Below are 11756 nucleotides of genomic sequence, written 5' to 3'. Positions count from 1 at the left end.
TGGATTGCCACGTCGGGCTTTCAGCCCTCCTCGCAATGACAATATCACTTTATGCGTAAGTATTTTTTGTTACCTCCTTACTATAGATTTATTCATGAGATTCTTCACTGCGTTCAGAATGACAATGCAGACTTTACACTATAACTTGAATCATATTAGTTTATACAAAGCATGCAGACAGCTTACTAATAAAGGAGATCCGCCGTATCTGCCTTTCATTATAATACCCTCTACTCCGGTTTTATTCATAAAATCAAGGGTGTACTCCTTGCTTTCTACAACATTTACAAAGCCTACCGGCATAGCAAGAAATATAACATTGGCTAAATCTCGCTCATTTTTTATCAGATATTCTATTGCAGCATATAAAAATGTTGGGGCATTTCCACAGGCTAGAATTACAGGAGTATCTTTTAGCTCTGCTAGAGCCTTCTTAACTGCTGCAACTGTTCTTGTAGTCCCGTCCTGTTCAGCAAGATATTTAACTTCCGGTTCTGCAACGTAGCATAATACACGATTTTGGAATTTTTCGGTATAAACCTTACTTAACCCTGATTTAATCATATTTGTATCGGTAATTATAGCCGCACCGTTACTTAAAAAATGTTTGACAGCATCAGTAGCACCTTTTGAGAAATAAATATTATTAGTAACTTGATCAAAGCAAGTAGTAGTATGGATCATTCTCTGTGCAACTTTTTGTTGATCAAGCGTAAATTCCTGAAACCTTGGATGTTCCTTAACTTCAGACATTATAGTTTTCATAGAGAGATTCTCAATTTCCTCAGGATCTTTTATTTCCGGCTGTTTTATTTCAAAATCAATCATTATATATCTCCTCTTAAACTCTCGGGGGTAGAACACTGGGAGTCAAATACTCTAATACCAAATCCGGCTGATTAAAGAACAGTGAATGCAAATAAGTGCCTAGAACATTCTTATTCTCATTAGTCCAGGCCCCTGCTGTTGCCTTTTTATCTCTTTCTTTAAATAATCCCCATTTTATACCTGAGAGATCTTCATTCACAGGTACAGGACGTGAATAATGGAAGGCATGCCCTTTATATATATTCAGATTATTCTTGTCTACTGCTTTATAATAACCTAATCTATGTCTAATTTTTTGGATTTCGAAGTTTAACGGCAGAATTCCAGCTCCTTCTATCCACTTGTCATCTGTTGTTTGAATTTTCTCACCAAGAAACATTAGACCAGCGCATTCTGCATAGATTTTTTTGTCAGGATTACTTGCAAACTTTTGAAGACTTTGTTTAAAGCGTGTAGCCTTATGCACAATTGGTGCTACTTCAGGAGTTTCTACGTATCCACCTGGAATATATACAATGTCAGTACCAGAAGGGATTTCTTCATCATTTAAAGCTGAAATTCTATGCACTTTTCCAAATACTTTTTCAAAGAAATGCAGATTCTGTGGATAAATAAAAGAAAATGCTTCATCATTAACTACTGTAAGAGTTAAATTTCCGCAAGTTTGCTTTATTTCATCAACTTCATGGAGCCAATAATCAGCTCTAACTTCTATTTCATTCTTATACTCCATAAACTTTAATAGTTCAGGAATATCAATGTTTTTCATTACAGATTCAGAAAGCTCACTAAGTTTCTCGTTATTAAGCTCCGTTAAATCCAGCCCAAGATGACGAGATGAAATAGTATCAAGGCTTTTTTGAATCCATCCCAGAATATTTAACTGTGGGAGCTCCTTTTTGATCTGATTTTTTATAGTTTGAAAATGTTTTTCAGAAGACAGTTTATTCAGAATAACACCTTGAATAGTATTATTAGGCTTATATTCCATCATTCCTTTTAAAGTGGGAACTATGGTAGCATAAGATCCTTCAGCAGAAACAACCAGTATAGTTGGCACGTTTACAGCCTTAGTAACTTCGTAAGTAGAAGTACCATAATCTATCCCGTCATAAAAACCCATAACACCTTCTATAACAAGGTTTTCTACGCCTTTTGCATAATATAAAAAGGTACTCTTGACTTCATCTTCAGTCATCATATACAGATCAAGGTTTATAGAATCTACGCCTGTAATTTTTTCGTGAAATCTGGGGTCTATATAATCAGGTCCGACTTTATAAGGTCTCACTGAACCTATATTAGTTTTCAACCAGTGTAAAAGAGCCATGGTAAACATGGTTTTCCCTTGTCCTGATGATAAAGCTGATATTGCTACAGCTTTCATATTTATTTCTCCTTATCTTTCATAGATGGAGCAGCTTGTGAAGCAAAATTTATTATTACTGTCAGGTAATTCTCAATAATTCCGGGTGTACCTTTATTATAAGATTCATTTTCTAAACCAAGATTTTCAAAGTAATATAAATCATTACCTTCTAAATTACTTACATCATCACCTTTATGAAGCCTCATATAAACCTTTGTAGACTGTATTTCTTCAGTATGCATAGGAACAATCTCTAATTGAGAATTACCTAAGCATAAAGGTTTTTTAACCAGTGAAGATGCGTAGGAAATTGAACTTATACCTGGTATCACTTCAGTGTTTTGAGAAATATTTGGATATTGTCCATCAATTATACCAAGGAGATAATAAGCAGAACTAAATAAACCAGCATCTCCAAGGGTTACAAATCCAACCTTAGCATTAGAATTACAAGCATTTACAATCTGGCTTACCTGATCTTTCCAACTATCAGGATCATAAATCATTGGAGTATAAATAGGAGCAAATTTTTCTTCCCAGCTTTTAATGAAATTAAAAGATTCAGCTGAGCCTTTAAACCACTTTTCATGAGTATTATATATATTTTTTAGGATTTGATACGCTACAGACCCCTTCCACTCTAGATTAGAAGATCTAACAGGTACAAAAATAACATCACAATCCTCTAAAACCTTAAGCGCCTGAATTGTAATTAACTCAGGATTTCCAGGTCCTAATGAAATTATATAAAATTTAGCCGTCATTGCTTCTCCTTATTACAACATCTGCAAATTAACCAACTTATACCGGTCATGATTTCACCGATAAAATATTCTCTTGTTTTTTGTAACTTTAGAAGTGAAAAATCACCATTACTCAGGAAATCTTTTGGAATTTCTACTCTGTCAAAATTTTCTGACAATTCATCCTTAATTTCCTGAATATCATTTTTGCTGTGAATTCCTGCCACAAGAAGTAATGGAACAACCAGAATGTCGTTAGTTTTACCATTTACTTGATCTAGTTTCTCTACTTCTTTTAGTAAAAATTCTTTTTTATAAGGATATGATCCTTCAATAGTATAAAAAAAGTTTCTATGATTTAGCATTTGAAGGTAATCTCTTACATAAGTAAAAGCCTGACTGCCTGGAGAGCTGAGATTTGGTGCTCCATGAGCTATATAAACAATGTTTGATACATTATATTTAGCACGCAATTCACTATTCAGATAATCTAAAAATTCATTTGTCTTCTTAGACCTTGAAAAAAGCGGGACTGTTATCTCGTATCTGTCTGATATATTTTTAAAAGCATCCACAATACGCTCTAAATACCTATGCTCTTCAGTTGGAAACACATTAATTGAGCTTACAATTACCTTTCTATGCCCTAACCTGTCAAGATTTGCTAGCTGTTCTGCCAGAGTATAGCATTTTTGCCCTCTTTTCTCTAGCTTTTTTAAAACTGTTCTTGATGATATAGCAATCCTAACTCCTATTTCATCAGGTATTGCTTGCTCCACTTCTTGCTTTAGCTGTAAATACTGCTCCATTGCTGAATCATCTGATGATCCAAAAACTGAGAGTACAACCGCTAAATCTTTATCATAATGCCTTAATCTTTTCATTAGATTATATTTCTCCTGAATAATTTCCTAAATTATAAATACTTTAAGTGCTAAGAATGAAACTAGAACTAGCAATACTATTAAATCTAGTCTCATATGAACATCTAAAAAGTTCTTAGCAGCTTGTTCGTAATTATCAGTTTTTTCCTGTCCAACTTCAGCTTTATTGACTAAATCATTACCATAATACACAGGCCCACCCAATTTAACACCAAGATTGTACGCTGCTGCAACAACAGGATATCCTGCATTGGGGCTTGAACTATACAATTTTGCCTCTACAGTTAATTTCTTCCAGGATATTCTTTCATTACTTAATATCCATATTATAAATGCAGTTACTCTTGATGGAATATAATTCATTACATCATCAACCATAGCTGAAACTTTGCCGAAATTCTCATATCTTGTATTTTTGTACCCAATCATTGAATCAAGAGTAGAGATGGTTTTATAGACCATAAGTCCTGGAAATCCAAACATAATTAAATAAATTAATGGAGCCACAACTCCATCTGATAAGTTTTCAGCATGAGACTCAATTAATGAACTATAAACCTTTTTATCATCCAATAATTTTGTATTTCTAGTTACAATAATAGCTAAATTTTCTCTTCTTTCTTCATCATTAGCCGCAAATAATACTTTTTTTACATATTTTTTTAATGTTTTACTTGCTAATCCTGTAGATGCAAATATTCCTAATATTATAACAGCTGGTATCAAAGGCAGAACTAAAACAAGAGTTTGCACAAAAGCTGTAATTGTAGCAACTAAAGCAATAAGTAGTACAGCTAAAATGAATCCTCTAATTACTGAATCTTTATAAGCTACCTTTTCAAACCATTTAATAAAATCACCTAGATACTGCACAGGATGCTTTCCAGGCAATTCTCCAATAATAAGGTCAATTATTACCGCTATTATAACTATTAAAATCCAGCTATCGCCCCAGATCATTATCCTAGCATCCTTTCCCAATTAATTATCTCTTCTATTCGTAAAGATACTTTATCTTGAACAGCTTTTTTCCAGGAACTAAAGCTCCATTCTTGCAAAGTCTTTCCTGTATTATGTGTTAACCACCAGTTTCTAAAATTATCATTATGGAAAATTTCGTGAACCATTGAGCCTTTTATCTTAGGTGAATCAAAAAATACAGGATGACTGTCTGATATGCCTGTATGCATTTCAAAACCGTGAGCTATTATTCCATCATATAAGGAATAGTCTTGCCTTTTTAAGACTTTTTCTTGTTTGAATTCGATAGTACCCGGGATAAAACCTAACCCTGCTTCGCTTTCAGGATCACCAACTCCACTTTCAGAGCCAAGCGGATCATTAATTTGTTTATGCAGCATTTGATATCCGCCACATATTCCATAAACTTCCGCTTTAGTATTTTTTAAATCTTCAGCGATACCTGTTTTTTTCAGCCATCTCAAATCATCCAGCACTGCTCTTGATCCTGGTAATATGACTTTATCAAATATATCAAGATTTGTTCTCTGAGTTATAAAAGATACCTGTACATTAGGATCATGTACTAATGGTTCTATATCATTAATATTACTTGCCCTTGGATATTTTATGACACCAACTTGAACGAGGTCTCGATTCTTATCATCATAACTTTGCATTATAGCGAGTGAATCTTCACTATCTAAACCATAGTTAATATTAGGAATAACTCCTAAGACAGGAATACCCCATTTCTCAATTATTTCTCTACCTTCATCAAAGAGAGTAACATCACCTCTAAAGTTGTTTATAATTACCCCTTTAAACCTTGATTTAATGTCATCAGACATCAATTGATAAGAACCTAAAATTGACGCAAATACACCACCATCTTCTATATTAGTAATCAAGACAGTATTGACATCTTCTTTTTCCATCATGTGCTGATTAGCAAGATCTCTGTTTTTTAGGTTTAACTCAAAACCAGATCCTGCACCTTCAATAACTAGCATATCAAAAACCTGTTTTAATTTTTCATAAGCAGCATCTACTTCAGGCTTTAGGGTATCAATTTCCTGATAATAAGTGCGAGCAGAAGTAATCTTCTTCGGCACTCCTCTTACAATAACCTGCGAACGACCTTCTCCTAGTGGTTTTAATAACACCGGATTCATATCTGCTTTTGGTTCAACATTCATTAAATGCGCTTGAGAAGCTTGAGCTATTGATATTTCCTTGTTATATTCACAGACAATTGCATAATTAGACATATTTTGAGCTTTAAATGGACAAGTTTTTATTCCAAATTTTTCTTTAAGAATTTTTCCTGCAAAACCAGTTATAAAAGTTTTACCAGCGTTAGAAGTGGTTCCTATAAATAACAAATTTTTATGAATACTCATCCTATATCCTTTATTGCTTTTAATAATGGTATATTCTCTTGCGGTAACCTTAATCCGACTCTAAATGAATTTTTAGAGCAGCCAAAAAAGTCTGCTGTGGGTCTTATATAGACATTATATTCTTTCAAAAAGAACTTCCTGAAGTCCTCTATATTGTTTTCTATTAGAAATTTCTCACTTATCTCTAAAGTTCTATAACTTGTTACAGATTCAGGGAAATATAATACATTTTTCGACCCTTTTAAAATCTTATCAATCTCGCTATTAATCTCATTAACCCACTCTAAAGTTGCTTTTCTTATCTTATTGTAATGAATTAACATGGTTTTGTAAAACCAATTATCATAAGCAGAAATATTCCAGGGAGGTAAGAGTACACTTAAAAAGCTTTTTAATAAGGGATTACTGCTAATAACAAGTCCTAATCTTGCACCAGCTGAGCCGTAGAACTTAGTAAGTGATTTTATAATATAGAGATTAGGATGAATAATGTCAGCGACTGAAGGTTTTTCTGTAAAATCTATGAAACTTTCATCAATTACAACAATTGAACCTTGGCTTAGCAGCTTTTCAACGTGATGCCTGAGATCAAAATAAAACCCGAATGGAGTATTAGGGTTTACAATTACAATTATTTTATCTTTTAAACTACTCAATTTGGAGTTAAAATCTTCAAAACTTAATTTAACACTGTCAAATCCATTTAAATCAGTATATTTGTTATACTCAGAATAAGTAGAACCAACTAAAACTACTTGTTTATCCTTGTAATCCTGTAGTAAAAACATATGAAACAAACTTGAAATTGCCTCATTTGCCCCGTGCGTCAATAAAAAACTTTCAGGGGATAAATTATATGTTTCCCCTATTAACTCTGTTAACTCAGTATAATTCGCATCAGGATATTCTATGCTTTCCTGATGAAGATATATTAAATGTTCTGGATAAAACTCAGTAGCCTTCCAGTTGATCGAAGTGGAATAATCCGTAGCCAATTTCCAATTAATACCTTCTTTTAAAGCAGCCTGACGATACCCGCCACCATGCTTATACTTAGAAAACATAATTAGCCTCCTGGTTAGAGGTAAACAATGTATTACTTATTATCAGGCTAATTATAACCATATGCAAATTCCTGTTTCTGGCTTAAGAAGACAACTGCTTGATTACTTCCTGAGCATTCCTCAATCTTAATTTCAAAGAGTCCGTTTCAAGATTATTATTTTCTCTAATTAGATTATATTCTTGATACAAGCTCATAATGTATGTATTTATTGCCTTTAAATCAACATTAGATAAACTGCCAAAATATTTCGTCAAAAATAATTTATATTCTTCAGGATAGTCATTAAAAGCCCCAAGTAAAGCTGAAGCTATATCAGGATATACGGTTTCTCTTTTTTTAGATAATCCCCAATCAATAAAATACAATATATTTGAGTTATTACAGACCAGAAAATTATCTAAAAATAAGTCTTCATGGGTAATATATAAGCCATAAACCTTATATGAATTAGAGTGTAAATTTTTCAGATATGACACCAAATTTTCAACTAAATAATCTCTCTCATCAGGAGTATCCATCTTTGGGCTTTCAGCTTCTTTAATCCAATCCATTGAAATAGTATAAACTGATTCCTTCTCTGGATTAAGATCCATAATTCCCTGTTTAGCCAGAAAATCCAACGCAAAATACTCATTATCTACATAAGAAGAATCTTCGTAAGTTTTAATAACTCTAATTTTCTCCTTATGTAATTTGACCTGAGCATGCTTACCCTGGATTAGCATCCTGGACACCTTATCCTTTAATTCTCATAGGCACACCTGAGACTACAAAAAACATCTCATCAGCGTATTCACCTACAATTTGATTTGCTCTTCCTGCTACATCTCTAAATTTTCTACCTAGAGGAGTATCAGGCACAATGCCTAAACCTACTTCATTAGATACAATGAATGAATCATATTTAACCTCTTGTAAAGCTGACATAGTTTCATGGATTCTAGTTTTTATTGCTTCTTCTTCAAGATTGCTGTCCATTAAAAGATTAGTCACAAAAAGCGTAAGACAATCGAGAATAATCACATCAACCTGAGAGTCAATTTCTTTTAACTTAGGAACAAGATTTACAGGCTCCTCAATTGTTATCCATGTGCTAGGCCTCTCTTGTTTATGCAGCCTAACTCTTTCATGCATTTCATCATCATAAGGCACACAAGTAGCAACATATGCCACTCTTTCACTTAATTTTTCTACTGTTTTAACTGTATAACTGCTTTTACCACTTCTTGTTCCACCAAGAACAAAAGTTATCTTACCCATTTTAAATTTTCCTATTTAATTAAGATTTCCAGAAATGTTTAACCGTAAACTCTATAAAATTGTTCATTAACTTTTATCAGCTAAATCTCAAAAAGCATGACTTAATGATACTATAAATCCAGATATCTTAGATACTTTAAATAAACTATTAACAATTAGTCTTTACTACAAATTTTATAATTCAATTTTATACAAAAATGCTGTAATATAGAAAAAGCAGAAACTGGATCTCATATACAATAAACGTTTAGGAATATTGACAAATGTTTAAAATAAAGTCTTACTTCTTAATTAGCTTAGCAATTATCTTATTTTTGCCACAGCCAGTATTTGCAATGCATATAATGGAAGGGTTTTTGCCTTTAAAATGGTGTGTTTTCTGGTCTGTATTATCATTACCATTCCTTATAGCCGGACTTATCTCAATTCAAAAAATAACTAATACTAATCCAAAGCTTAAAATGCTTATTGCCCTTGCAGGGGCATTTACGTTTGTTCTTTCAGCATTAAAACTTCCTTCAGTAACAGGAAGCTCATCACACCCTACAGGAGTGGGCTTTGGATCTATCCTGTTTGGCCCTATAATCATGACTGTATTGAGCAGTATAGTATTATTATTTCAGGCATTATTACTGGCCCATGGCGGAATTACAACATTAGGAGCTAATATTTTCTCTATGGGGGTAGTAGGCCCATTTATAGCTTTTGGGATTTATAAACTTTTTAGTAAATTTAATTCTCCCAGATGGTTATGCATATTTTTAGCAGCAGCATTAGGGAACTTGACTACGTATATAACCACATCATTTCAACTAGCGCTGGCGTTTCCTTCTCCTACAGGTGGATTTGAACTTTCATTTATAAAATTCATGGGTGTCTTTGCTCTAACTCAAATTCCGCTTGCTATTAGTGAAGGCTTACTTACTGTATTAATATTCAACTTTCTCTCTACTTACAATTTAACTGAACTTATGGAACTTAACGTATTAGCTGACAAAAATCCCAACTCAAAATCGGAAGAAACCTGAAAATGAGCAAATTTAAAAATATAATTCTTATTGTACTAGTTATTATTATATCGGCGATCCCACTGGTTACCATTAAAAATGCAGAATTTGCAGGTGTTGATAGCCAAACTAAAGAAATAATCAGTTCAATAAATAATAACTACAAGCCCTGGTTTAAGCCATTATGGAAGCCTCCCAGCGGTGAAATTGAAAGTTTATTATTTGCTCTTCAAGCTGCAATTGGTGCCGGATTTATAGGTTACTTTATTGGCCTTGCTCATGGAAGGAAAAACCAACAGAAATGATTTATATAGACAAATGTGCTTATACTAATCGACTAACAAATATACATCCTCTGGAAAAACTTATGTTTGTTGCACTAACAATGATTATTTGTCTAACTTCCAGCTCAATTATTATTCCAGTGTTAATAGTATTAATGATGAGTTTTATTACCATTTTTAAAGCAGGAATACCTTACAAATTTTATCTCAAGCTTATGCTGATTCCTCTTAGCTTTTTATTTTTAGGTGTAATTTCAGTAACAATGAATATAATAGATAACCCGGATAAAGCTTTATGGAGCATTAATATGTTAGGGGTTCACTTCGGAGTAACTCATCAAAGTATAGTTTATTCTGCAAAATTATTTCTTAGATCATTTGGATCAGTTTCCTGCCTCTATTTCCTTTCTCTAACCACTCCATTAGTAGACATAATATCTGTTCTGAGAAAACTTAAATTTCCAGAGATTTTTCTTGAATTAGTCAGCCTTATATACAGGCTAATATTTATATTAGTTAGAATAGCAGGTAGAATTCATACATCACAATCTTCAAGACTGGGCTATTCAACCCTAAAAAATCAGTATAGATCTCTAGGGCACTTAATTTCCCGACTTTTTATACTTTCTTATAAAAAAGTAAATGATTTATTTGTATCACTGGAATCCAGGTGCTATACTGGACAATTAAATGTTATAGAGAAACAATACAAGTTTTCTTACCGATGTATTTCTTTTATTATTTTAATTGAAGCGTCACTTATCTTTCTGGAATTACTTTCAAGGAAAATAATCTAACTGGAGAGGATTTAATGGAATATATACTGGAAGCAAAAGATATCATATTCAATTACGCTGGAGATGTTGCGGCTCTCAAGGGAATATCGGTAAAAATAGAAAAAGGGAAAAAAACAGTATTCTTAGGAGAAAATGGAGCAGGAAAATCCACACTTTTTCTACACTTTAACGGTATTTTAAAACCTAATAAGGGAAAAATTTTATTTAAAAATCAGGAAGTTAAATACGACAAAAAATCTCTAACAGAACTACGTAAATGCGTTGGAATAGTATTTCAAGATCCAGATACACAATTATTTTCTGCAAGCGTTTCACAGGAAGTTTCTTTTGGCCCCATGAATCTTGGATTTCCAAGAGAAAAAATTGAACAGTATGTAAATTATGCTCTAGAAGCAGCAGGTATATCAGATTTACAGGATAAGCCAACTCATTTCTTAAGTTACGGTCAGAAAAAAAGAGTAACTATAGCCAGTATTATCGCCATGGAGCCTGAAGTCATTATTTTTGATGAACCAACTAATTATCTTGACCCTAAACATAAAATTCAAATAATGGATTTCCTTACAGAATTAAATAAAAATGGTGTAACAGTAATATTATCAACCCATGACGTTGATATAGCATATGCCTGGGCTGATAACATAATAGTAATAAAAGATGGAATGCTGTTAAAAGAAGGAGATCCTGAAGAAATATTTAGAGACCCTGAAGTACTTGAATGCGCTAATCTTACATCTCCAGTTATTCTAGATATTTACAATGAACTTACAAGAAATAACTATATAAATAAGCAGTCTTTTATACCTAGAACAAAAACAGAATTATTTGAACTTCTGAATGCAAACGTTAAAGCATATTAAAAAGCATACTTGTCTTTTAAGTATGCTTTTAGTTTTTTAATGTTCTATGATCAAGTAATTTCGATATCTAGTGGATTGACCGAATAATTTCGATGGGAATATTTTCTCCGTCACTGTGCCTGTTAGCTTCGCACAGGCAAGGTTCCTACGAAAACATTCCCATCTCCATAATTAATTGGTCAGAGTACTAGTGGTAAGATTTGTAAATAAGTAGGTAACAAAAAGTTTTCACGTCTTATTATTCAATTTAGTAATTCCGTTTATTATAGCTGTATCTAAGTCATTAGGATTATCA

Annotated in this window: 13 protein-coding genes; 4 read left to right on the top strand and 9 right to left on the bottom strand. The window is 32.7% G+C overall.

The features are described from left to right. Positions 1–150: 150 nt before the first annotated feature. From A2255_06865 to A2255_06825, 9 genes are all read right to left on the bottom strand, one after another. Complete coding sequence (locus A2255_06865) at positions 151–825, bottom strand: hypothetical protein (GenBank protein OGI21990.1); 675 nt, start codon at positions 823–825, stop codon at positions 151–153. Positions 826–841: 16 nt separating this feature from the next. Beyond that, entirely contained in the window at positions 842–2215 is a 1374-nt protein-coding gene (locus tag A2255_06860; GenBank protein ID OGI21989.1) for a hydrogenobyrinic acid a,c-diamide synthase (glutamine-hydrolyzing), read from the bottom strand. Positions 2216–2217: 2 nt separating this feature from the next. Then, the gene (locus A2255_06855; GenBank protein ID OGI21988.1) at positions 2218–2961 is read right to left on the bottom strand and encodes a hypothetical protein; all 744 of its coding nucleotides are present in this window, start codon (positions 2959–2961) and stop codon (positions 2218–2220) included. Further along, complete coding sequence (locus A2255_06850) at positions 2958–3824, bottom strand: hypothetical protein (protein OGI21987.1); 867 nt, start codon at positions 3822–3824, stop codon at positions 2958–2960. Before A2255_06850 ends, A2255_06855 begins: the two co-directional genes overlap by 4 nt. A 27-nt stretch (positions 3825–3851) precedes the next feature. Next, positions 3852–4784, bottom strand: a complete 933-nt coding sequence (locus A2255_06845) for a cobalamin biosynthesis protein CobD (GenBank protein ID OGI21986.1) — start codon at positions 4782–4784, stop codon at positions 3852–3854. Then, positions 4784–6187: a cobyric acid synthase CobQ gene (locus tag A2255_06840; protein OGI21985.1), complete on the bottom strand. Its 1404-nt coding sequence runs from the start codon at positions 6185–6187 to the stop codon at positions 4784–4786. The genes A2255_06845 and A2255_06840 overlap by 1 nt, the downstream gene beginning before the upstream one ends. Continuing rightward, entirely contained in the window at positions 6184–7251 is a 1068-nt protein-coding gene (locus A2255_06835) for a hypothetical protein (protein OGI21984.1), read from the bottom strand. Before A2255_06835 ends, A2255_06840 begins: the two co-directional genes overlap by 4 nt. A gap of 82 nt (positions 7252–7333) precedes the next feature. Continuing rightward, a complete protein-coding gene (locus A2255_06830) occupies positions 7334–7978 on the bottom strand; it encodes a hypothetical protein (GenBank protein OGI21983.1) in 645 nt (214 codons plus the stop codon). A 10-nt stretch (positions 7979–7988) separates the two neighbouring features. Beyond that, positions 7989–8513: a bifunctional adenosylcobinamide kinase/adenosylcobinamide-phosphate guanylyltransferase gene (locus A2255_06825; protein OGI21982.1), complete on the bottom strand. Its 525-nt coding sequence runs from the start codon at positions 8511–8513 to the stop codon at positions 7989–7991. Positions 8514–8776: 263 nt separating this feature from the next. Between A2255_06825 and A2255_06820 the strand changes: the two genes are divergently transcribed. The 4 genes from A2255_06820 to A2255_06805 are packed head-to-tail and all read left to right on the top strand — an operon-like array spanning position 8777 to position 11461. Continuing rightward, positions 8777–9541: a cobalamin biosynthesis protein CbiM gene (locus A2255_06820; GenBank protein OGI21981.1), complete on the top strand. Its 765-nt coding sequence runs from the start codon at positions 8777–8779 to the stop codon at positions 9539–9541. Positions 9542–9543: 2 nt separating this feature from the next. After that, positions 9544–9825: a cobalt ABC transporter substrate-binding protein CbiN gene (locus A2255_06815; GenBank protein ID OGI21980.1), complete on the top strand. Its 282-nt coding sequence runs from the start codon at positions 9544–9546 to the stop codon at positions 9823–9825. Then, positions 9822–10601, top strand: coding sequence for a cobalt ECF transporter T component CbiQ (locus A2255_06810; protein ID OGI21979.1), 780 nt, complete (start codon positions 9822–9824; stop codon positions 10599–10601). The genes A2255_06815 and A2255_06810 overlap by 4 nt, the downstream gene beginning before the upstream one ends. Before the next feature lie 14 nt (positions 10602–10615). Next, on the top strand, positions 10616–11461 hold the full coding sequence (locus A2255_06805) for an energy-coupling factor ABC transporter ATP-binding protein (GenBank protein ID OGI21978.1): 846 nt from the start codon (positions 10616–10618) through the stop codon (positions 11459–11461). The last annotated feature ends 295 nt before the right edge of the window (positions 11462–11756 follow it).

The organism is Candidatus Melainabacteria bacterium RIFOXYA2_FULL_32_9 (assembly GCA_001784615.1).
Taxonomy (GTDB): Bacteria; Cyanobacteriota; Vampirovibrionia; order Gastranaerophilales; family UBA9579; genus UBA9579.
The sequence above is the reverse complement of the archived record's forward strand: the minus strand, read 5'-3'. Positions and strand labels throughout refer to the sequence as shown.

Bases quoted from the DNA above. Each gene is read 5' to 3' on its own strand.
- A2255_06835 (OGI21984.1), bottom strand. From the start codon at position 7,251: ATGTTTTCTAAGTATAAGCATGGTGGCGGGTATCGTCAGGCTGCTTTA.
- A2255_06850 (OGI21987.1), bottom strand. From the start codon at position 3,824: ATGAAAAGATTAAGGCATTATGATAAAGATTTAGCGGTTGTACTCTCA.
- A2255_06855 (OGI21988.1), bottom strand. From the start codon at position 2,961: ATGACGGCTAAATTTTATATAATTTCATTAGGACCTGGAAATCCTGAG.
- A2255_06805 (OGI21978.1), top strand. From the start codon at position 10,616: ATGGAATATATACTGGAAGCAAAAGATATCATATTCAATTACGCTGGA.
- A2255_06840 (OGI21985.1), bottom strand. From the start codon at position 6,187: ATGAGTATTCATAAAAATTTGTTATTTATAGGAACCACTTCTAACGCT.
- A2255_06845 (OGI21986.1), bottom strand. From the start codon at position 4,784: ATGATCTGGGGCGATAGCTGGATTTTAATAGTTATAATAGCGGTAATA.
- A2255_06860 (OGI21989.1), bottom strand. From the start codon at position 2,215: ATGAAAGCTGTAGCAATATCAGCTTTATCATCAGGACAAGGGAAAACC.
- A2255_06810 (OGI21979.1), top strand. From the start codon at position 9,822: ATGATTTATATAGACAAATGTGCTTATACTAATCGACTAACAAATATA.
- A2255_06825 (OGI21982.1), bottom strand. From the start codon at position 8,513: ATGGGTAAGATAACTTTTGTTCTTGGTGGAACAAGAAGTGGTAAAAGC.
- A2255_06830 (OGI21983.1), bottom strand. From the start codon at position 7,978: ATGCTAATCCAGGGTAAGCATGCTCAGGTCAAATTACATAAGGAGAAA.
- A2255_06820 (OGI21981.1), top strand. From the start codon at position 8,777: ATGTTTAAAATAAAGTCTTACTTCTTAATTAGCTTAGCAATTATCTTA.
- A2255_06815 (OGI21980.1), top strand. From the start codon at position 9,544: ATGAGCAAATTTAAAAATATAATTCTTATTGTACTAGTTATTATTATA.